Source organism: Serratia sp. AR11 (genome assembly GCF_056376275.1).
The window spans coordinates 1,014,688-1,034,215 of record NZ_CM150739.1 but is presented as its reverse complement, the minus strand read 5'-3'; the positions used below and the strand labels follow the sequence as shown (position 1 = coordinate 1,034,215).

General features: G+C 55.4%; 21 protein-coding genes and 2 pseudogenes. 8 read left to right on the top strand and 15 right to left on the bottom strand.

What is annotated here, in order from left to right:
- Window positions 1–66: 66 nt before the first annotated feature.
- Window positions 67–2,190: pseudogene (locus ACSOSI_RS04895) on the bottom strand (TonB-dependent siderophore receptor).
- Window positions 2,183–3,298 carry an ABC transporter substrate-binding protein gene (locus ACSOSI_RS04890; RefSeq protein ID WP_476706635.1) on the bottom strand — a complete coding sequence of 372 codons (1,116 nt, stop codon included), beginning with the start codon at window positions 3,296–3,298 and terminating at the stop codon, window positions 2,183–2,185. The pseudogene ACSOSI_RS04895 and the gene ACSOSI_RS04890 overlap by 8 nt, the downstream one beginning before the upstream one ends.
- A 189-nt stretch (window positions 3,299–3,487) precedes the next feature.
- Between ACSOSI_RS04890 and ACSOSI_RS04885 the strand changes: the two are divergent.
- Window positions 3,488–3,748: pseudogene (locus tag ACSOSI_RS04885) on the top strand (GNAT family N-acetyltransferase); the annotation flags it as partial.
- Here the strand turns inward: ACSOSI_RS04885 and ACSOSI_RS04880 are convergent.
- Entirely contained in the window at window positions 3,749–4,306 is a 558-nt protein-coding gene (locus tag ACSOSI_RS04880) for a class I SAM-dependent methyltransferase (RefSeq protein WP_012005454.1), read from the bottom strand.
- Window positions 4,307–4,548: 242 nt separating this feature from the next.
- Window positions 4,549–4,833, bottom strand: a complete 285-nt coding sequence (locus ACSOSI_RS04875; RefSeq protein WP_012005453.1) for a YdgH/BhsA/McbA family protein — start codon at window positions 4,831–4,833, stop codon at window positions 4,549–4,551.
- A gap of 309 nt (window positions 4,834–5,142) precedes the next feature.
- Here ACSOSI_RS04875 and ACSOSI_RS04870 point away from each other — a divergent pair, with 309 nt between their 5' ends.
- On the top strand, window positions 5,143–6,324 hold the full coding sequence (locus tag ACSOSI_RS04870) for a low temperature requirement protein A (RefSeq protein ID WP_261099023.1): 1,182 nt from the start codon (window positions 5,143–5,145) through the stop codon (window positions 6,322–6,324).
- Window positions 6,325–6,584: 260 nt separating this feature from the next.
- Here the strand turns inward: ACSOSI_RS04870 and ACSOSI_RS04865 are convergent, their stop codons facing one another.
- Complete coding sequence (locus tag ACSOSI_RS04865) at window positions 6,585–7,949, bottom strand: esterase-like activity of phytase family protein (RefSeq protein WP_476706634.1); 1,365 nt, start codon at window positions 7,947–7,949, stop codon at window positions 6,585–6,587.
- A 449-nt stretch (window positions 7,950–8,398) separates the two neighbouring features.
- Here ACSOSI_RS04865 and aqpZ point away from each other — a divergent pair, with 449 nt between their 5' ends.
- A complete protein-coding gene (gene aqpZ / locus ACSOSI_RS04860; RefSeq protein ID WP_012005450.1) occupies window positions 8,399–9,094 on the top strand; it encodes an aquaporin Z in 696 nt (231 codons plus the stop codon).
- 99 nt (window positions 9,095–9,193) lie between these two features.
- Here the strand turns inward: aqpZ and ACSOSI_RS04855 are convergent, their stop codons facing one another.
- Entirely contained in the window at window positions 9,194–9,964 is a 771-nt protein-coding gene (locus tag ACSOSI_RS04855) for a class I SAM-dependent methyltransferase (RefSeq protein ID WP_476706633.1), read from the bottom strand.
- 117 nt (window positions 9,965–10,081) lie between these two features.
- On the opposite strand from ACSOSI_RS04855, the gene ACSOSI_RS04850 reads away from it, so the two are divergent.
- From ACSOSI_RS04850 to ACSOSI_RS04840, 3 genes are all read left to right on the top strand, one after another.
- Entirely contained in the window at window positions 10,082–10,867 is a 786-nt protein-coding gene (locus ACSOSI_RS04850) for a helix-turn-helix transcriptional regulator (protein ID WP_041418477.1), read from the top strand.
- A 126-nt stretch (window positions 10,868–10,993) separates the two neighbouring features.
- Window positions 10,994–11,746, top strand: coding sequence for a DUF2076 domain-containing protein (locus ACSOSI_RS04845; protein ID WP_012005447.1), 753 nt, complete (start codon window positions 10,994–10,996; stop codon window positions 11,744–11,746).
- A 100-nt stretch (window positions 11,747–11,846) separates the two neighbouring features.
- Entirely contained in the window at window positions 11,847–12,398 is a 552-nt protein-coding gene (locus ACSOSI_RS04840) for a GNAT family N-acetyltransferase (RefSeq protein ID WP_112835778.1), read from the top strand.
- On the opposite strand, the gene ACSOSI_RS04835 is transcribed toward ACSOSI_RS04840, so the two are convergent.
- The 5 genes from ACSOSI_RS04835 to ACSOSI_RS04815 form a co-directional block, all read right to left on the bottom strand.
- The gene (locus ACSOSI_RS04835; protein ID WP_012005445.1) at window positions 12,392–12,649 is read right to left on the bottom strand and encodes a hypothetical protein; all 258 of its coding nucleotides are present in this window, start codon (window positions 12,647–12,649) and stop codon (window positions 12,392–12,394) included. The genes ACSOSI_RS04840 and ACSOSI_RS04835 overlap by 7 nt on opposite strands.
- A 95-nt stretch (window positions 12,650–12,744) precedes the next feature.
- Entirely contained in the window at window positions 12,745–13,188 is a 444-nt protein-coding gene (locus ACSOSI_RS04830; RefSeq protein WP_261131066.1) for a thiol-disulfide oxidoreductase DCC family protein, read from the bottom strand.
- Between the two features lie 63 nt (window positions 13,189–13,251).
- On the bottom strand, window positions 13,252–13,587 hold the full coding sequence (locus ACSOSI_RS04825) for a hypothetical protein (protein WP_218217490.1): 336 nt from the start codon (window positions 13,585–13,587) through the stop codon (window positions 13,252–13,254).
- 174 nt (window positions 13,588–13,761) lie between these two features.
- Window positions 13,762–14,388, bottom strand: a complete 627-nt coding sequence (gene ycaC / locus ACSOSI_RS04820) for an isochorismate family cysteine hydrolase YcaC (RefSeq protein WP_012005442.1) — start codon at window positions 14,386–14,388, stop codon at window positions 13,762–13,764.
- Window positions 14,389–14,527: 139 nt separating this feature from the next.
- The gene (locus tag ACSOSI_RS04815) at window positions 14,528–15,409 is read right to left on the bottom strand and encodes a pirin family protein (protein ID WP_012005441.1); all 882 of its coding nucleotides are present in this window, start codon (window positions 15,407–15,409) and stop codon (window positions 14,528–14,530) included.
- A gap of 126 nt (window positions 15,410–15,535) precedes the next feature.
- Between ACSOSI_RS04815 and ACSOSI_RS04810 the strand changes: the two genes are divergently transcribed.
- Complete coding sequence (locus ACSOSI_RS04810; RefSeq protein ID WP_112363359.1) at window positions 15,536–16,444, top strand: LysR family transcriptional regulator; 909 nt, start codon at window positions 15,536–15,538, stop codon at window positions 16,442–16,444.
- On the opposite strand, the gene ACSOSI_RS04805 is transcribed toward ACSOSI_RS04810, so the two are convergent.
- Both ACSOSI_RS04805 and ACSOSI_RS04800 read right to left on the bottom strand, forming a co-directional pair.
- Window positions 16,445–16,828, bottom strand: a complete 384-nt coding sequence (locus tag ACSOSI_RS04805) for a VOC family protein (RefSeq protein ID WP_476706632.1) — start codon at window positions 16,826–16,828, stop codon at window positions 16,445–16,447. It abuts the gene before it with no gap.
- 1 nt (window position 16,829) lies between these two features.
- Window positions 16,830–17,612 (bottom strand): DeoR/GlpR family DNA-binding transcription regulator, encoded by a 783-nt coding sequence (locus tag ACSOSI_RS04800; protein ID WP_375189306.1) that lies wholly within the window; start codon window positions 17,610–17,612, stop codon window positions 16,830–16,832.
- 253 nt (window positions 17,613–17,865) lie between these two features.
- Here ACSOSI_RS04800 and ACSOSI_RS04795 point away from each other — a divergent pair, with 253 nt between their 5' ends.
- Window positions 17,866–18,483, top strand: a complete 618-nt coding sequence (locus ACSOSI_RS04795) for a hypothetical protein (protein WP_012005437.1) — start codon at window positions 17,866–17,868, stop codon at window positions 18,481–18,483.
- Between the two features lie 9 nt (window positions 18,484–18,492).
- Here ACSOSI_RS04795 and ACSOSI_RS04790 read toward each other — a convergent pair whose 3' ends face one another.
- Both ACSOSI_RS04790 and ACSOSI_RS04785 read right to left on the bottom strand, forming a co-directional pair.
- The gene (locus ACSOSI_RS04790) at window positions 18,493–18,756 is read right to left on the bottom strand and encodes a putative hemolysin (protein WP_012005436.1); all 264 of its coding nucleotides are present in this window, start codon (window positions 18,754–18,756) and stop codon (window positions 18,493–18,495) included.
- 59 nt (window positions 18,757–18,815) lie between these two features.
- The gene (locus ACSOSI_RS04785; protein WP_476706631.1) at window positions 18,816–19,301 is read right to left on the bottom strand and encodes a YjjA family protein; all 486 of its coding nucleotides are present in this window, start codon (window positions 19,299–19,301) and stop codon (window positions 18,816–18,818) included.
- Window positions 19,302–19,528 lie beyond the last annotated feature (227 nt).

The following is a 19,528-nucleotide window of genomic DNA, read 5'->3' as shown; positions in this document are numbered from 1 at the left end:
GGCTATTTAACCAGATTTATCCGACGGCAGATACCCGCCGCCGGACTGGCTTCCCGGCCCGCCAAATTAGAAGTCGACGCTGGCACGCAGCACCACTTCACGTGGTTCCCCCACCGCCACACGCAAATTGCCGCCGCTGGAAGGATAATAGGTTTTGTCGAACAGGTTCTTCACGTTCAACTGCCATTTCACCCGGTAGCCATTGACCGGCATGATGTAAGCGGCGAAGGCATCGGCGACGGTGTAATTATCAAGATTAAAACTGTTGGCAGCATCGCCAGGGCGGCGGCCCACATAACGCGCACCGGCTCCCATGCGCAGGTTGTCTCCGCTGTATAGCCCTGGGGAACCCAAATCCTGCGTCAGGAACAGTGAAGCCGTGTGGCGCGCCACGTTGGTCATTTCCTTGCCCTTGTTGTCCGGGTCGTCCACCACCCGCGCATCGGTATAGGCATAAGAACCGATCAGGCTCAGCGAGTCGGTAATATTGCCTGCGACATCCAGCTCCACCCCTTGCGAGCGCACGCGCCCGGCGGTGCGGGTCACGGTTTCGCCATTCACCAGTTCGCTGACCATCACGTTGCGTTTGGTGATATCGAACAAGGCCAGGGTCCCGGTGACACCGTTCGGCAACTCAACCTTGCTGCCCATTTCCCAGGCCTTGCCCTGTTCCGGCGGTAGCGAACCAATCTGGCTGGCGATGGAAGAGTTTGGTTTGAAAGACTCGGTATAGCTGCTGTACAGCGACACATACGGCGTCAACTTGTAGACCACCCCGGCGCGGGGCACCAGTTTGCCATCGGAGCTGTCGGTATTGGTGACAAACGGCCGCCCTTTGCCGGCAAACACGTCAAAGGCGTCGTAACGCAGTCCGCCCATCACCAGCCATTTATCGGTCAGTTGCACGGAGTCCTGCATAAACCAGCCGTAGCTGGTGAGGTTTTCACGCTGATCGCTGTCTTTGGCGCTGACGGCGTTCGAGGTAGGCATCTGGCCGTAAACAGGGTTGTAGATATTGAAATCGCTGTTCTTCTTGCCGCGGATCATATCGCCGCGATAGGTGCGATTATCTTCAAAATCAAAGCCGAACAGCATTTGGTGGTTGATGCTGCCCCAGTCGACGTCACCGTTGAGCGTCAACTGCACCGCGTTGGCATGGCTGACCGCATGGGCGGTGGAGTCGGCCTGGCGCGACAGCACGCCGGTTTCAGGATCCAGAGCCAACGCACGTGCCTGGTTGTCGCTGTAGCTGTTGCGACTGTAGGCGTAGGTCAGTGAGCTTTTCCAGCTCTCGTTCAGCACCTGATCAACCTGCAGGGTAACGCTGTCCTGATCGCCACGCGTGGCGTTATAGCTTTCGTCGAAGCGACGATCGCGCGGCGTATTCACCGGTTTGCCGGTTCGCGAATCGATGATGGTACCGCGATCGAACGGCACCAAATACTCCATATGCTCGTAGGCAACGCGCACCGTGGTGCTCTCGCCGAACCACATCAGCGACGGTGCGATCACCGTTTGGCGGTTGCGGCCAAAGTTACGCCAGTAGTCGGTCTCGTCGTGATCGACAATCATCCGATAGGCGAATCCTGAAGTCCCCAGCGGCCCGGTAACGTCCAACTGGCCGCCACCGCCCTTGAAGCTGCTGCCCCAGCCTTCCACATGGGTATGCTGCTGCAACTGCGGCTTTTTGGTGATCATATTGATCATCCCGCCCGGTTCACCCATACCGTACAACATCGAGGCCGGGCCTTTCAGCACCTCAACCCGTTCGGTGGTTGGGGTAAAGTTGCGTGCCTGCACCGAGCGCACGCCGTCGCGCAGAATGGAGCCGTCGCGGTTATCGCCAAAACCACGCTACATTACCGCGTCCTGAGTCCCCCCCAACGTATTCGCCTGAGTGATGCCGCTGACGTTATACAGCGCCTCATCCAGGCTGCTGACCGCCTGATCGGTAATCACCTGCTGCGGCACCACGTCGATAGCCTGCGGCACGTCCAGCAGGCTGGTTTCCGTGCGGGTGCCGGTCACGCTGGTCAGCGGCTGATAGCTTTGTACGCCATCGGCCTGTGCCTGGCCAACCACCACCAGGGTTTCGCCCTTCTCTGCGGTTTTATCGGCACCGATCGCCGGTACACAGGCGCAGGCCGCCAGAGGCAGTGCACACCACCAGCCACGTTGGGTGTTATTCATTATTTAACTGACTCCAATAGGTCCCTGAAAAAGGTAACGGCAAAAATTGTTGATATAACTGCTTAAAGGTCTGCTGCGGGTTGATGTCTGCAAACAGATCCGGATAGAAGGTTTTGGCGAACATCTCAACCGCGACAACGTGATAAGGGCTGAGATAAAAGTTGTGCCAAATGCTCCAGGCCTGGTGATTTTTTATGGCTTTCAGGTTGGCGAGCATCGGTTGTTTTTGCATCACCCGGCTAAAGCTCTCATCGGCTTCCTGCTGGGTGACCAGCGGCCCAAGGCGCAGATCGGAAAAATGCTTGCCCTGCGGCCCGGCCATGCCGGTGGCGATGTAGATGTCAGGATTGGCAGTTAGAATGGTTTCCGGGTTCAGCTCACCGTAGACGCCTTTGATGCTGGCGTTGGCAATATTGTCGCCGCCGGCAAAGGTCAGCAAGTCACCGAGGTTGCCATGGGCCGCCGTGGTGCAGCAGGTTTCGCGCCGCCCGAGGTGCAGGTGCAACATCACCTTGGGTTTCGGCCCCTGATAACCGGCCAGCCGCTGCTGGATCACCGCCATATGCTGTTGATAGAAGTTGATGAACTGCTCTGCGCGCGGCTGACGGTTAAGCACTTCGCCCAACAGGCGGACGCTAGGCACGGTGTTGTTCAGCAGATCGATCCGTAAATCGACGTAGATCACCGCAATGCCGGCCTTGCTCAACGCACTCAGCAATAAATCACTGTCACCCTCTTCCCGCGCATAGCGCGCGAGGATCACTAAGTCCGGCTTCAAGCGGATCAGGTTTTCAATATTTACCTGGCGGAAATTGCCCTTGCTGATAGAGGGGATCGCTTTGATCTGCGGAAATTTCTGCGTGTAGAGTTGCCAGCTTTGCGCATCGAAACGCGCCATATCTTCCGGCCAGCCAACGATGCGTTGGGCGGGGTTTCCCGGTTCGAGCAGCGCCAGGGTATACAACATGCGGCTCTCGCCCAGCACAATACGCTGCGGATTGTCCGGCACCTCAACCTGACGCCCCGTAATGTCAGTGACCATTTTTGCCTGAACGCCAAAAAAGCCGAACAGCAGGGAAAGCAGCAGAAAAATGAGGGAATTGCGCATCAGTGAGCCGGATTAGCCAAAATATGCGCGCATGATAATCACTCTCATTAGCACTTTCAATCACAACAGGCAAAGAGCGAGTCAAATCCGCTGAATTACGCAGTTTCGTCACTGATGCGTGCAAAACCGCTATAAATACGGTTTTATTAAGTTAAAAAAGCGGTCGATAGTCCGCTAGCGGGTGAGCCAGATTGGCCGAGTGACGATCATCACCGAATGGACCTTTCCCCCTGGCTGGCTGGGGTGTTTGTTCATCCTGACCATCGCCGTCAGGGCATTGCACAGCGTCTGGAGGCCGCCATCGTCCAACTGGCACGCCAACGCAACCATCCCGTATTGCACCTGATCACTGATAAATCAGAACCGCTATATACGGGTTGGGGCTGGCAAACTATCGAGCGTCGGCAGCAATATGATGGCCAGGTGGTGGTGATGGAGAAAAGGCTTTAGCTAACGCGGAGTACAGACGTACACCAGCGCCGGCGGGAAGTTACGCACTACCCGCAGTCGTTTCCAGTGGAAGTAGCGGGACAGTAATTTTTCCGACAGGTGACTGTACTGGAACAGTACCAGCGTGCCATTGCGTGCACGCAGGCACTGCTGCGCCTGCTGTAAAATACGAATACTGATTTTAAGCGGAATTGACAGCAGCGGCAGGCAGGAGAACACCACGTCATAATCGCGAGCCATCTGTTCCGCCGACCGGTCCATTACCTGCAGGCGGCGATCGTCGATTTTCCGCAATTGATGGACAAAGTTTGATTGAATTTCAAAAGCTTCCAGCGAAGCATCGGCGCGCATGCGTCCCAATATGCGCTTGGTCAGCACGCCGTCCGCCGCACCCAGCTCCGCGATCGACAATGCGCCTGTCCATTCAATCTGATTGAGCATCGCCTGGCACAGCCAGGGGGAAGAAGGCGCCAGGGTGCCAATGGTGCGTGGCGAAGCCATAAACTGCTGGAGATAGGAAAAGTGGTTCTTCAGTTGCAGCCGTGTCGCATTTAACATTGGGGCCTCCTTAGGTTGAGTAGCCACCAATCTGAACTCAATTCCTTAAGTATTCATTAACATGTGTCCTAAAACCACCGACACAGTTGTAATAAAATGCAACTGACAACCGAAAAAAAACGGCTGTGGATAATGATCATCGGGTTAGCCAATAATGGCCTTGCCGGTCAGATTATTATCCACAACCGTTTATTTTATCGGCCACTTATTTTAGTGACCGATTTTAATTTACTGCCTGATAATTACCGATAGATTTCCGCATTACCACGCCAGTTGCTGGAGTCCCCCGGGGTGTCCAGCCCAATAATACGCAGATGGCTGGCGCCATCTGCCTGAGCTTTTTCTTTCAGCGCGTGAACCGCATCAGCCGGTGAACCACTGACACCGGAAACCGATACTACGCCAAGGCTCTGCAGGCCACTGGCTTGTTCAGTGTTGACCTGTTTTACCGATGACAGCGGCGCTGCAAAGGAAGAAAACGAAGCGGCTGCCAACAGAACTGCTGCGATGCCAGGTAATAGTTTCATGATTAACTCCAGGTGTTTTTGTTTATTTCGTCGTATCAGTGGAGTTAATTATCCGCCAGGCAGTGAAAATGGACGTAATCCAATGTAAAGAACATCAATCATTGTGACGAAAATAAGGAGAAGGTGAGTGCAGATATGTCTTACAGGGAATAATAGCGGTCTACACAGCGACTCTACTCCCGGCGGATGACAATTAAAAGTCCGTTTGGTCAATCAAAAGATAAAAACCTCACTTTTAAGATTTCTCTCCCACCCGCAGGTGGCTGAACTACGCTATTGCTGAAGGTTACCATTTTGGAAGGACTCTCTATGTCACAAACCTTACTACGTGTACGCGATGGCCATGGCGCCTCGGTTTCGTTCTCGGAACTATTGTTCGATTTGATCTACGTTTTTGCCGTTACCCAACTTTCCCACTATCTGCTGCACCACCTGACGTTAACCGGTGCGCTGGAAACCCTGTTGTTATGGTTCGCCGTCTGGTTGGCGTGGCAATACACGGCCTGGGTCACTAACTGGTTTAACCCGGATACTCGCCCGATTCGCATCCTGCTGTTCGCCATCATGCTGTTGGGGTTGTTCGCCTCATCCGCGCTGCCGCAGGCATTTGGTGAACGAGGACTGACGTTCGCACTATTTTACGTGGCAATCCAGGTTGGCCGTTCACTGGTAGTCCTGAATCTGTTACCGGCCCACCATCCGCTAAAACAAAACTTCCAGCGCATTCTCGGCTGGATGTGCATCTCGGCGATTTTCTGGATCCTCGGTGGCCTGACGGAGGGCAACCTTCGACTGCTGCTGTGGGCCGTGGCGGTCCTGTGTGAATACGTTTCGCCGATGTTCGGTTTCCGCTTACCGGTGCTTGGCCGTTCCGACAGCAGCAGCGAATGGACGATTGAAGGCCATCACCTGGCAGAGCGCTGCCAACTGTTTGTCATTGTGGCACTGGGGGAAACCATTCTGATCACCGGTTCCACCCTCAGCGAAATGGAGTCCTGGACAGCGCCGGTGCTGATTGCGTCACTGGTGGCCTTTCTCGGCAGTCTGGCGATGTGGTGGGTTTATTTCGATACCAGCAGCAAAGCCGGCAGCCATGCCATCAGTCAGGCAGAAAACCCTGGCCAGTTGGGTGCCTATTTCCATTATGTCCATGTGGTACTGGTGGGTGCGATCATCGTCTGCGCCGTCGCCAATGAACTGGTGATCGCCCACCCTGACGGCCACATCAATAACGTGACGGCAGCGGTGCTACTGCTGGGCCCGGCAATTTATCTGCTCGCCAATGCGCTGTACAAGAGACTGGTGTATCGCCGTTTCCCGCTGTCGCACTTACTGGGGCTGATCGCGCTGGCGGTGCTGGCACCGATTGCCTATCTCACCGATTTATTGATGGTGAACGGCCTGACCACGCTGATTATGGTGGCCGTGGCGGTATGGGAAAGCATCTCGCGTGGCAAAGCGTCACAGGCTAACCGCGACGCTATCATATAAGGAAAGAAGCAGGGGGCCATGCCCCTGTGAGTTTGATGGCAAAGTTGTCTTTGAATCCGAGATACCCGGGCCTAGCGCACCGAGGGGCCATTATGGGACACGTCCATGTGTCCCACCCTTCGGGCCGACTGGAAGTCGTTCCAATTTGCTCCCGGCAAATTGGTCGGCAGCTAAAGCCGCTATGACCCCTTCGGCACGCTCTCCCTAATAACGGGCTTTGTCAGTAGTCTGACCGGGGGCCTCACCCCCGGCCGTGGTGTTTACTTCAGCGATTGCGGCAACGTCAAGACCCAGAGTTCGCTGAGCGACTCCGGTTTTTCCAGCGGCTGCAATTCGATACGGGTCGAGACGGTTTTGCCATCCAGGCTCAGCTTGCCCTGTTGATCCAACTGATAATCGCCGATTTTCTTCCCCCCCGGTTGCGCGTCTACCAGCTTGGCCTGCAGACCAAAATCGTTGTCGTTAATCACCGCCAACGTGCGATCGTCAATCAACGACAAACCTTCCACTTTCTCCTGCTGCCAGCCCAATTTGCGCAGATCCACCACTTCACGCTTCTGGGCCAATTTCACGCCACGTTTGGCGAGATCTTTCGCATCGTCAAATTCCAACGCCTTGCCCTTGCCGTCAAAATTCGTCAGGTCGGTTGCCTGGCTGAGATCAACCAGGTAGATCTTGTTGATCATCTGCTTGTCTTTGTCGCTGCCCTGCTCAACCAACAGGATGTGCTGATTATCGACCGCCACAATGTCGCCGACCTTGGCGTCTTTGGCTTTTTTATAGCTGTCGATATCGATCGGATAGCCGTACATCACCGTTTTACCGCTGGCGGGATCAAAACTGACCAGGCGGGTGAACTGCGCCTTGTTCTTGCTTTTACCCTCAACGTCAAGCGTGCTCTGTACCGCCGCTAAAATCCGTCCGTCCGGCATCCGGGTAATGCCCTCAAAGCCGCGATTCGGCTGGCGCCACTTGATGATATTCGGCAACCCACCGGCCACCGCCTGCTCGCCCTGTTCCGGCGTTGGGCCGTATTTGGCAAGGATTTTGCCCTGGCTGTCGATATGGATCAGGAACGGGCCGTATTCGTCACACAACCAGTAACCGCCCTTGCCGTCCGCAGTGATACCTTCGGTATCCAGCCCGCGCCGGTCGCTCTGCAAGGTTTTCAGCGTATCGCTCAGCGCCACTTCGTTGGTTGAACCAATCAGGCCCGCCGGCAGCGGCAACCCGCTGATCGGCCCTTGCTGGTCATGCAGCGGGCGTGAATTGCCGGCAACGGCCTTGCCGCCGCCGACGCGAATATCCATCAACAACGGAACAAACTCCGGATTGGCGAAAATTTTCGCTTCCTGTTCACCCACCGCAGGTGCATCGGCATTGGGGCCGCGATCGGTCAGGGTGGTCAACAGCAGATCCTGGCCTTCACGGCCATTGAATACCAGGCCCGAACCAATGCCTACAGGCAACCCCTGTGGGAAATTCCTGGCGAACGCGCCTTGATAGCTCACATGCTCGCCGCCGGGGAAGCTGACCACGTAGCGCGCCACCTCAACGTCGGTGGCGGCATAAGAAAACAGAGGGAACAACGAACTGATTAACAGCGAAACCGATTTTATTTTCATGGTTATGGCTCAGAGTTAAGGGGATGAAGTTGGCAGCTTGCTAAGGTATTAGTCCTGCATGACGATTTGATGACAAGACAGACCTAATGCCCTGAATTTTCGTGAAAATTAAATATAGCAAATAGGAATTAACAATTAACCCTGATAAACCCAATGGAAAAATCATATGAGAAATCGAAAATAGCCATGGCTATTTTCCGCCAGAAATACCTATACCGCTTAAGCTTAGGGTAAATTCTTATAACAGCGATAAAAAAATCAGCAAACACACTGCAAAGCCACATATATAGCCGCATTCGCATAGACAAAGTTAATTAGCAGGGATTTAATATCTGTCGTTATTCAAGGTACATTAAGAATAATCCTGATAGAAACCTGCATTAATTGAAAAAGGTGTTCTATAGTTTTTAGTGCTAACGCCCGTTAGTATTTTCCGTAGGATGGAGTCTATGTCAAAGCGACTTTTTGCCGAATTTTTTGGCACATTTTGGTTGGTGTTCGGTGGTTGTGGTAGCGCAGTATTAGCAGCAGCATTTCCACAGCTGGGTATTGGTTTTCTTGGTGTCGCGCTCGCTTTTGGTTTGACCGTGGTCACCATGGCTTATGCCGTTGGCCATATTTCTGGCGGGCACTTTAACCCGGCGATTACCGTGGGATTGTTTGCCGGCGGCCGTTTCGCCGCTAAAGACGTGATCCCCTATGTGATTGCTCAGGTTATTGGCGGGATTGCTGCAGCGGCGGTGTTGTATTTGATCGCCAGCGGCAAGGCAGGTTTTGACGCTACCGGCGGCGGCTTTGCCTCCAACGGTTACGGTGAACACTCACCGGGCGGCTATTCTCTGCAGTCCGCAATCGTAATCGAATTGGTACTGACCGCATTCTTCCTGATCGTTATTCATGGTGTAACAGATAAACGTGCGCCTGCGGGCTTTGCTCCATTGGCCATTGGTTTGACGTTAACCCTGATTCACCTGATCAGTATTCCGGTTACCAATACTTCCGTTAACCCGGCGCGTAGTACCGGCGTAGCAATATTCCAGGGAACCTGGGCATTGCAACAACTATGGGTATTCTGGCTGGTGCCATTAGTGGGCGGTGTTATCGGCGGCCTGATTTATCGCTGCCTGCTGGAAGACAAGAAGTAATTTCTTACCTGGCAGTATTCTGTCAGGGCAGCCGCTATATCCCGTGTGTTTCCGATTGCCATCGGGAAAATGAAGGGTATATCGGCTGCCCTGAATTATTTAACCTCTGACGACTTCAAACATCATAATGTCGCTGGTGAATGAACCGTCCAGCTCGATGGCAAAATGCTGCTGCACATCTTCAGAGAGTCCCTGTTGCAACGCGCGAATCGCAGTGACGAAATGCTCTGGCGTACGCATGCGCTCCACCCAACTGTTGAACTCCAGATAAAGCCGATCCGACGTCACCTCCCGAACCAACAATCCAGACTCTGTCAGCAGACTCAGCCATTCACCTGGCGCGTAATTGCGCACATGTGAAGTATCACGCAGTACCTCTACGGTTTGCAGATAGATATCCAACAGCGGATGCCCCGGTGCAACCACATCCATAAAGATGGCCCTGCCGCCCGGTTTCAATACTCGTCGAACCTCGCGCAGCGCCTGGCCGACGTCATGCCAGTGGTGCGCCGAGTAACGGCTGATCACCACATCAAAGCTGGCATCGTCAAACGGCAGCGATTCTGCCACGCCCTGCTGCACCTGAATGTTGTTGAAACCTTTATCCTGCGCCGCCTGGCTTACCACATCCAACATCTGCGCCGATAAATCATAGGCCACCACCTGCGCCACTTTAGCCGCAGCAGTAAAGCTGGCATGCCCTGCGCCACAACCCAGATCCAGTAATTTGGCGTTGGCATGGGGTTCCAGCAGTCGTGCCAGCCGCTGTAGATCCTTTCCCTGTGCATGCACTGCACTGGTCAGGTAGGCGCTGGCCTGCTCACCAAACTGGCGGTCGACCGCATTTTTATGGCTATTGCTGATGCTCATAGGTGCTCCCTTTATTGTATGGCTTGCGCCTGTGCCGGATGGCTTTCAATGACTATAATTGGCTTATTATACGGGTACAATATAAGCAGTTATCCTAGTATCATGAGGTACCAGTCTATGCAATCAGAAGCCTTATCCGGCCCTAAAGCCCTGGGGGCCTTCCTGCGTGCGCACCGGGAACGCATCACACCGGAAATGTTGGGTTTACCCAGCGCCCCACGCCGTCGCACCAGCGGCCTGCGCCGTGAAGAGCTGGCACAAATCAGCGGTATCAGCGCCACCTGGTATACCTGGATCGAACAGGGGCGCGAAGTTTCCATATCCCCCCATACGCTGGCACGCATTGCCAAAGCGCTACGGTTGGGAGCAGCCGAACGTCACTACCTGTTTACCCTGGCTCGGGTAGCCGATCCCGAACAGGAGCAGCATCAGGAAACGGCGAACAGCGCCGTGTTGCAAAGCGTTCACCAGGTAACGGGGCCTTGCTACCTGCTGGATATCACCTGGAATGTCGTTGCCTGGAACCCGCAGGCGGAAAGCCTGTTCAGCGGTTGGCTGGGTCAGGCCGCTACCCCCAACCTGTTGCACTTTATGTTCTTCCATCCGTTGGCCAAAACCCTGGTCAGCGACTGGGATGACCGTGCGCGACGCGTGGTCGCCGAGTTTCGGGCCGAAACCAGTCACCATCAGAACACCGAAGAAATGCGTGCTTTCGTGCGTAACATGACGCACAACAGTGAGGCCTTTAACCACTGGTGGAAACAGCAGGACGTGCTGGCACGAGAAGGAGGCGAGCGTGCGTTTACCCACTTGCAACAGGGGGCATTGCGCTATCGGCAACTGACGTTTAACCCGGCGGAAAATAGCGGATTGAAGCTGGTGATGCTGATCCCTCTGCCGTAACTGGTAACAAATTCATAAACAGGTTTACCTGCCATTTATTTATTGGTTCATATAAACGCGCTAGGGTGATAGCTACCGATGATATCCATCATCCAGTAACGTTATTCATCTCCTTGAGGTAATCCTATGCAATCCGAAGAACAACGTCTTATCGATGGTCTGTTTGGCCGCTTGAAAGAAGCCGAGACCAAGACGGGCCAGAGGGATCTCCAGGCAGAGCAGCAAATCAACCAGCACATCCGTGAACAGCCTTCCGCGCCCTATTACATGGCGCAGGCGATGATCATTCAGGAAGCGGCGCTCAAACAGTTGGATCAGCGGGTGAAAGATCTGGAGGGCCAACTTGCCCAACAGCAGCAAAATAACGCCAGCCAGCCAAGCAGCGGCGGTTTTCTGGCCGGGCTGTTCGGCGGCGGTAACCGCAGCACGCCAAGCCCGCGCGAGCAGTATCAGGCACAACAGCAAAATAATGCGGCGTGGAACAATCAGACACAGCCGGGCTATGCTCAGCAACAGCAGCAACCGGCTTACAGCCAGCCACAACAGGCAGCACCTTCACGCGCCGGTGGGTTCCTTGGTGGGGCATTGCAGACCGCTGCCGGCGTGGCAGGCGGGGTGGTATTGGCCGATATGCTGACCGGCATGTTCCGTCACTCGCAACCGCAAGAGATTGTGAACATTATCGACGAGACCCCGGCAACGCCGGTGGATGACAGCGCGATGAGCAATTTCGACGCCTCCAACAACCTCGACACCTTCAACGGTGGCGATAGTCGCTTCCTCAATCAGGACAATGGCTTCCAGAACGCGGATTATCAAAACGACGATAACACCGACTTCTCTGATGACGACTACAGCGACGACGATTCGTTTATCTGATGCCGCCCCCTCTCCGTCCGGGGAGGGGCTTAATGTTTCTTGTTCCCCGCATCCTGGTCTACAGTTAACCCTTGCCAATGACCGCAAGTGACGAGAAACCATGCCGCAAATTCCCTCAACTCCCCCTTTTGTCAGCGCCCGCATGCTGATGCGTCCGCCGGTAGCCGACGATGTTGCCCGCTTTTACGCTATTTTTGGCGATCCGGAAACGCAACGCTTTAACCCCGCCGGGCCTGTCGCCAATGAGCAGTTGGCACAGCAGGCGTTGTCGGAGCGGATCGAAAGCTGGCGGCAGCACGGCTATGGTTCCTGGGCAATTGCGCTGCATGAACGGCCGGAGTGGATTATTGGATTTGGCGGGATTTCCTGGCGGCCGCTGGGGGCCCAACGTACGGTGAATCTGGGCTATCGTTTTGACACACAGGTTTGGGGCCGAGGATTGGCTACGGAACTGGCACAAGCCGCGCTGGAATATGGTTTCGAACAGCTACGGCTGGCAGAAATTTCCGCGATTGTTCGTGAAAAAAATCTGGCCTCGTGCCGCGTGCTGGAAAAAGCAGGTTTACGTCGTGTTGATACCCTCGATGACGTGCCCGGCGATACGCCCAGCCTGGTCTACAGCATCACGCGCAGGGACTATCAGGGCTACTGAACCGGAGGTTCGTCGTTGATTTTCGCCAGTTCCCGGCGGTAGGACTTCACCTTCTGGCGTTTCTTCAGCCAGGTGGTGGTGGATACGATAAAAATCAGCCCGGACATGGTCAGCACGCCGATCGGATGGCCGTAAAACACCATCAGGGCAAAGTAAATGGCAGAAACAATCGCTACCCATTTCGCCGTATTCCCCATCGTATTCTTTTCCTGACTTAAACGGCGGATGTGCTCTTCTTCACTGATTCCCATACTCTCTCCCGATTGGCTGAACGTTCCATTATATGGGGTCGGAACGCTGATATTTCAATCGATTAAAGGGTAAAGAAGCGTAAAGCTCAGCGAGTTTATTCCCCACGACGATGCAGATAGCGCTCCGGCAGCTCAAGCCCAGGCAAGGTGGTGCCGTCGTTGCGACCAAACAGCCGATAGCGGTTACGCGCCACCGCATTGTATAACGCATCCGCCAGCCGTTGCGGCAGAAAGCGAGCCAACGCCAGCAGGCGAAATGGCCAGCCAAGCTGCCGCAGTGCCTGAAAGAACGCCGCCGAGCGCAGCCAATGCTGGCCCTGTGCCAGGTAAACAATGGAGTCAAAACGATCGGTAGGTAACGCCAGCCAGCGCAGAATGGCCTGCCCTTCCTCAGATTGCACCGTGGCCAGCAGGATCTTGCCTTGCCGATCGGCACGGATCAAAAATCGCACCAGCCCGTGGCACAGATTACATTCACCATCGAATAACAGCACCCGATCACCGGGTTGCAGATAAGGGGGGAGTCCTGGCCGATTCATCCTGCCTCCTGAGGGGTTGCCACCAGACTAACGCGCATTTCCCCTCAGTGCCAGCAGGCCCGTTTAAGGCGCAGGCGGGGCCGGAGGGTTATCCGGTAATGCCACCACAGAGATACGCACCTCATAATGTTTGGCACTGCCGGCCGGGATCACCGACGTTAGCTTATTGATGGTTTCAGTTGGATTATCACTGGCGGAAGTCGCGCAAAATAGCTCGCCCCCGTGGCAGAAACCCGGTTTGGGCATATGCCCACCAGGGAACGGCGGCAAACGGAAGCCTTGCTCAGGCGGCGGTGGGGCATTTTTATCGGCCGGAGCCGGAGCGGAAAGCGCACTGACGCTGAACAGCGTCACGCCAGCCAGAAAAGGCAGTGCCAGTAATTTGACGGTATTTTTCATGTTATTGACCTCATTTGCCGGGATTGGATTTAACCTACTCCGCCCCCGGCCCATGAGAAAGTCGCTTTTCACGACCTTTTCACCCCCGATGATCTTTGCTTACATACCACCGCTAACGTGATGAAAGCTTAAGGATTATGTAAAGAGTCATCGGGGGCTGCTTCCTGTATGACATTACTTGCCGCTGGTCAGCGTGCTGTAACTGGTCATCAGGTTACGGTAATCAGGGATATGATTGGCAAACAGCGCCCCCAGCCCTTCCACATCGTTACGCCAGTCACGGTGCAGCTCACAGGCAACGCCGAACCAGGTCATCAACTGCGCGCCTTCGGCCTCCATCCGGCTCCAGGCCGATTGACGAGTCAGTTCGTTAAAGGTACCGGAAGCGTCGGTGACCACAAACACCTCAAAACCTTCGCTGAGAGCAGACAGCGCCGGGAAGGCCACGCACACTTCGGTAACCACCCCGGCGATAATCAATTGTTTACGACCGGTGGCTTTCACTGCCTTGACGAAGTCATCGTTGTCCCAGGCATTGATCTGTCCAGGACGAGGGATAAAGGGCGCATCAGGGAATTGAGCTTTTAGCTCCGGTACCAGCGGGCCGTTGGGGCCATCTTCAAAACTGGTGGTCAGGATGGTCGGCAGGTTGAAATACTTCGCTAAATCACCCAATGCCAGTACGTTGTTTTTGAAACGATCGGGATCGATATCTCGTACCAGTGAAAGCAGTCCTGCCTGATGATCCACCAGCAATACGGCGGCCTGATCCTTGTCGAGGCGTTTGTAATTTGCAGTCATGGTTTACTCCTGTGGGGTTTTGATTGTTGCGGCTAAAGTTGCCCTTGGCCGATAAGGCCAGAGCGCAGAGATTGTCTTAAAGTGTAGAACCGGATCCGGAGCTGTTTTTCCGGATCGGTTCTAAAGTGTGGATAAGCGCTTAACCAGCCTGGTGCTCAGCTGCCATGCTGCCGAACTTACCACCGTTGAAGTCCTGGAAAGCCTGCTGGATTTCCGCGTCGCTGTTCATCACGAACGGGCCATAACCGACGATCGGCTCGTCGATCGGCTCGCCGCTCAGTACCAGCAAGCTGACATCGTTATTGGCTTCGATAGTGACTGAATCCCCCGCACGGTCAAACCTGACCATTTGGGTTTCGCGCACCACTTCCTCGCCGTTAACATGAATGGCACCATGCAGTATCACCAGCGCCAGCGTATGGCCTTCTTTCACCGTCAACGTGGTGGTGTGGCCGGCGTTCAGCTTCATGTCCCAGACATTAAGCGGGCTGAAGGTGCGTGCCGGGCCTGCTGCGTCGCCGAAGCTACCGGCAATCACCCGAACCTGCCCTGCGCCATCCGCCAGTGGAACCACCGGGATATCCGCATTCAGCAGCGTCTGGTAACCCGGCTCAGCCATTTTGTCCTTGGCCGGCAGGTTTACCCACAACTGCACCATTTCCATGGTGCCGCCGTTGCGCGAGAAGTCCCGTGAATGGAACTCTTCATGCAAAATACCCGAGGCGGCAGTCATCCACTGCACGTCACCAGGGCCAATCACCCCGCCGCTGCCGGTGGAATCGCGATGCTCGACTTCCCCCTGATAGACGATGGTCACCGTTTCAAACCCGCGATGCGGGTGCTGGCCAACGCCACGGGTGCCGGAGGCAGAGCGGAACTTGGTTGGTGCCGCGTGATCCAACAGCAGGAACGGGCTCATTTCCGCCCCCAGATCGTTATAGGAGAACAGCGAATTCACCAGGAAGCCGTTGCCGACCCAGTGGGCTTCAGGGCTGTTGTAAATACCGAGGATCTTTTTCATCTTGAACTCCTGTTTCAGGTCTCACGACCTTAGGTTGATGCCAGAAGTTTAATCCAACGCCATTTGCTGCAGTAGTAGGCAAGATGTACACTCAGCGTTCTATAAATGGAACGATAAGGACAGACGATGTTCACTGATTTGAACGATCTGTTTTACTTCGCCGCCGTGGTCGATCACCAGGGATTCGCCCCCGCCAGCCGTGCACTGGGCATTCCCAAGTCAAAACTGAGCCGCCGTGTGGCACTGCTGGAAGAACGTCTGGGCGTGCGCCTGATCCAACGCTCAACGCGGCGTTTCTCCGTCACCGACGTCGGCCAGAACTACTATGCACACTGCAAGGCCATGCTGGTGGAGGCCGATGCGGCGCAGCAGGCGATCGAACAAACCCGCGCCGAACCCTGCGGCACGGTGCGCATGTCCTGCCCGGTGGCGATCCTGCATACCCGGGTCGGCAGCATGGTGGCGGCCTTTATGGCCGATTACCCGCAAGTCACGGTGCACCTGGACGCCACCAACCGCCGGGTAGATGTGGTGGGGGAAGGACTGGATCTGGCGATCCGCGTGCGGCCACCGCCGCTGGAAGACAGCGATCTGGTGCTGAAGATCCTGGCGCAGCGCACCTGGTGTATCGCCGCCAGCCCGGCACTGGTGCGCACCCTCGGCCCGGTGCAACGACCGGAGGATCTGCATAAGTATCCCACGCTCGATCTCGGGCCTGCGCGTGCACAGCATTTGTGGCAGTTGACCGGGCCGGACGGCGAAAAAGTGGAATGGGAACACAGGCCACGGCTGGTTACCGACGATATGCTGATGTTGCGTACCGCGGCGATTGCCGGCGCCGGTATTGTGCAACTGCCGTCGATGATGATGCGCGACGACATGTTGCGCGGCGAGCTGGTGCAACTGTTACCCGGCTGGCAGCCACAGGGCGGCGTGGTGCATGCGGTTTACCCGTCACGCCGTGGGCTATTGCCAGCGGTGAGGCTGCTGCTCGACTATCTGGCGCAGCAGTTCGCGACTATCGAAGAAGAGTGATCAACCGGTGATTTCGATGGCGTTACCGTCCGGATCGCGGATGATCGCTTCGTAAAAACCATCGCCGGTCCAGCGTGGCGGCGCTTGCAGGATCCCCTCCTGCTGCGCACGCTGCGCCAGTTGATCGACCAGCCCCTCGTCGCCGACCGACAGCGCAATATGTGCCCAACCGACTCGTTCATTGGCCTGATCCGTCGGCAGCAACTCCGGCAAACTCATGATCTCCAGCGTTGGGCCGCTAGCCAGGCTGACAAAACGGGAAACAAAACCCGGGCGATTCTTGCTGAAGTACAACTCTCCGGCCACGCCGTTGAAGTAACGCTGCCAGAACGCCACCTGCGCATCAATATCACGGGTCCACAGGGCAACATGGGCTATTTTCATTTCACTCTCCAATAGGGGAATCGCTGTACAACACCTTGCCACCGCTGTGGGTCACCTGCTGTTCGAGCTGTGGGTGTCTGCCAGGAGGCGTCACCAGGTAATCAACGCGGCTGGCATCGAGGAAGCTGTAAGGGGCATAGGTATTAATTTTGTCGCCGGTACAGAGCACCGCCACGTTACCGGAACGCGTCAGCAAGCGTTTCTTGAACTGGGCATCCTGATAATTCAGCGCCGAAAAACCGCTGCCCGGCTCATAGGCGCAGATGCCGGTAAAGGCGATGTCGAAATGAAAACCGTCAATTTCCTGCACCGCTTTAGCGTCCACGCAACCACCGATGTCGGCATCCAGCTCACCGCCGATTAAAATAGTGCGGATCCCCGGCCTTTCCAGCATTTTGGCGGCGATACTCAGTGAATTGGTCACCACTGTCAGCCCTTGGTCAGATGGCAACAGATCGGCCAGGTAAAGGTGGGTGCTGCCGGCATCGAGGAAAATCACCTGATCCTGCTTGATCAACGCCAGTGCGGCCAACGCCAGAGCCTGCTTCTCATCACCGCTCAAATGCAGTCGTGCCTCGATCGGCCCGGTTGCCGGTGTCGGTGCCAGTGCGCCGCCGTAAATGCGCTTACACAGGTTCTGAGCCGCCAACTGGCGCAGGTCGCGCCGAATGGTGGCTTCGGTGGTGTTCAGGCGCTCGGCCATTTCGACCGCCAGCACCTGCCCCTGTTGCTGCAGCAGGGTCAGGATGGCTTCATGGCGTTGGTTGGGGAGCAGTTTGGACATTCTGTCTCTCGGTGGCGAACAAGTGATCATGAATGTACACAAATGTGCATAAACGTACAAATAATTCGAAAACGGGGCTGGCGGGTTTTGTGGTTGCCGTCGTGGTGGACATTTACTGCTGCTGTTACTGGAATAAGGGATCGGGTAAGCACGGGAATTTCATCAGACGCTCTCCTCAGCCCGAATGATTTGACTATACTGAGGCAAGCAACGTTACCGCAGAACGTAACGGCTTGGGCGCTAAGGGAAAAAGATGCTGTCAAAAGTGGTGAAGTGGCTGTTTCAATTGCCGGGCAGGCTGTTTGGGGGAATTTTCAGGAGTCGCCTGACGATTTTTATCTTCTTTATGCTGATCGCCGTTGGGGTGTTCAGCGCCAAGCGCTATCTGCGCGCTCATCAAAATGACGATGAGTTTGTCTCGGTCATCCCCACTGATTACAACCGGGCTATTCAGCGTGAAATGCCGCTGCGCGAGGCACGCGAACAGTGCGGTGGCCCCCTGCATGACAATGCAGGACAACCCTGGCCAACCTCAGCCGGTTTCTTGCACCAGGCGGAACACCAGGCCAACGGGCGCCTGCAGCAACTGACGCTGGACAATCAAAACAACGATTTTCCGGTGTTGGTCAAACTGGAAACGCCCGGCCAGCCGCAACAGCTGGCCGAAGTGTTTATTCCCGCGGCCGGCAGTTTCCATCTCAAAACCAATCCGGCCGGCGAGTATGTCCTGAAGGTCAGAAATATCAAAAGCGGCTGTAACTTCCGCTCCCGGCCTTTCACCCTCAACAGCCAGCAGAATTGGCGGCTGCCGCTAACCCCGCAAACGGACGGCAGCGTGCGGCTACAGCCGATCAGCGATCGTGAGTTTTAACCCGAACGCTTATTTCTTCACCGGGTGATCGCGGCGAAACAGTTCCCAGCTTTCAATTTCCTGGCCATCAGGCAGGGTACAGGTGGAATACTGGCCGTTGGCATTTTGTTTGGCATTCAATTTGCCGCCAATCTCGGTGCAATAAACGTCTGCCGGATTGGCCATGCCGATCGGTTTCATTTTAGGTGGGGGTGGCGCATCGTTGGAGTTCATGGTGCAGCCCTGTAGCATCGCCATCCCTGCGAACAGCGAGATCATCAGAATTTTTTTCATGTTTTCATGCTTATACAAATTAAAACGGCGGTAACTGTTGTTAGCCGCCGTTTACGCTATCAGGAAATAAAGGATGTGCCCTGCTTCAGTACCAGATCGCAGGCCTTTTGCTTCACTTTTTCGGTAATTTGCGAGGTGCCCAGGCTGTTCAGATCCAGGCTCTTGCCTTCGCCGGTTTGCAGCAGACCGCCCAGCCCTTGCTGGTAGTCCTGGCTCTTGGCGTTCTCAGGGCTGCTGATACCCAGCTTACTCAACAACTTGTCCTGTACCGCTTCAGTGCTGTTGCCTGACAGTACGTTATTTTTCACACAGTACTGCAGGATGCCGGCGGCATTGGTCATGCTGTTGGAACTCAGCGCTTTATCACCGCCGTTCAACAAACCGGTTAGTGAAGACAGTGACGTGCCGCCAGTGTTGCCGCCTGACTTGCTCAGTTCACCGGCGGCGCTGCTGAGAGAATCCATCAGTCCGGCAGCCTGAGCCGTGCCACAGGTCATAGCGGTGGTCAATGTCAGTGCCAGCAGTAAACGTTGCTTGGTGTTCATTAGGGTAAAACTCCTGTTATCTCGCCATTCCTGCCTGCTTCCATTGCCCTGTACGGCAGGGGAAATCAGGCGGGCCTATCCGGTGCAATAAGCGCAATGCGCTGGGTCACATCTTCGGACGCCACCACCGGCGACAAGTTCCTTTTAACTGACAATGCCGCGAATTTTTCAGAATTGAGGTAATTTTTTGGCTGAATAATCAGCAACAGGGGGCAGATCGAACGACC

Coding starts and splice junctions, on each gene's coding strand:
- ACSOSI_RS04855 (WP_476706633.1), bottom strand. CDS start 9,964: ATGAGCATCAGCAATAGCCATAAAAATGCGGTCGACCGCCAGTTTGGT.
- ACSOSI_RS04830 (WP_261131066.1), bottom strand. CDS start 13,188: ATGAATCGGCCAGGACTCCCCCCTTATCTGCAACCCGGTGATCGGGTG.
- ACSOSI_RS04825 (WP_218217490.1), bottom strand. CDS start 13,587: ATGAAAAATACCGTCAAATTACTGGCACTGCCTTTTCTGGCTGGCGTG.
- ACSOSI_RS04875 (WP_012005453.1), bottom strand. CDS start 4,833: ATGAAACTATTACCTGGCATCGCAGCAGTTCTGTTGGCAGCCGCTTCG.
- ACSOSI_RS04835 (WP_012005445.1), bottom strand. CDS start 12,649: ATGGGAATCAGTGAAGAAGAGCACATCCGCCGTTTAAGTCAGGAAAAG.
- ACSOSI_RS04790 (WP_012005436.1), bottom strand. CDS start 18,756: ATGAAAAAAATTCTGATGATCTCGCTGTTCGCAGGGATGGCGATGCTA.
- ACSOSI_RS04850 (WP_041418477.1), top strand. CDS start 10,082: ATGCAATCAGAAGCCTTATCCGGCCCTAAAGCCCTGGGGGCCTTCCTG.
- ACSOSI_RS04815 (WP_012005441.1), bottom strand. CDS start 15,409: ATGAAAAAGATCCTCGGTATTTACAACAGCCCTGAAGCCCACTGGGTC.
- ACSOSI_RS04870 (WP_261099023.1), top strand. CDS start 5,143: ATGTCACAAACCTTACTACGTGTACGCGATGGCCATGGCGCCTCGGTT.
- ACSOSI_RS04880 (WP_012005454.1), bottom strand. CDS start 4,306: ATGTTAAATGCGACACGGCTGCAACTGAAGAACCACTTTTCCTATCTC.
- ycaC (WP_012005442.1), bottom strand. CDS start 14,388: ATGACTGCAAATTACAAACGCCTCGACAAGGATCAGGCCGCCGTATTG.
- ACSOSI_RS04795 (WP_012005437.1), top strand. CDS start 17,866: ATGCTGTCAAAAGTGGTGAAGTGGCTGTTTCAATTGCCGGGCAGGCTG.
- ACSOSI_RS04845 (WP_012005447.1), top strand. CDS start 10,994: ATGCAATCCGAAGAACAACGTCTTATCGATGGTCTGTTTGGCCGCTTG.
- ACSOSI_RS04840 (WP_112835778.1), top strand. CDS start 11,847: ATGCCGCAAATTCCCTCAACTCCCCCTTTTGTCAGCGCCCGCATGCTG.
- ACSOSI_RS04810 (WP_112363359.1), top strand. CDS start 15,536: ATGTTCACTGATTTGAACGATCTGTTTTACTTCGCCGCCGTGGTCGAT.
- ACSOSI_RS04800 (WP_375189306.1), bottom strand. CDS start 17,612: ATGTCCAAACTGCTCCCCAACCAACGCCATGAAGCCATCCTGACCCTG.
- ACSOSI_RS04805 (WP_476706632.1), bottom strand. CDS start 16,828: ATGAAAATAGCCCATGTTGCCCTGTGGACCCGTGATATTGATGCGCAG.
- aqpZ (WP_012005450.1), top strand. CDS start 8,399: ATGTCAAAGCGACTTTTTGCCGAATTTTTTGGCACATTTTGGTTGGTG.
- ACSOSI_RS04785 (WP_476706631.1), bottom strand. CDS start 19,301: ATGAACACCAAGCAACGTTTACTGCTGGCACTGACATTGACCACCGCT.
- ACSOSI_RS04890 (WP_476706635.1), bottom strand. CDS start 3,298: ATGCGCAATTCCCTCATTTTTCTGCTGCTTTCCCTGCTGTTCGGCTTT.
- ACSOSI_RS04865 (WP_476706634.1), bottom strand. CDS start 7,949: ATGAAAATAAAATCGGTTTCGCTGTTAATCAGTTCGTTGTTCCCTCTG.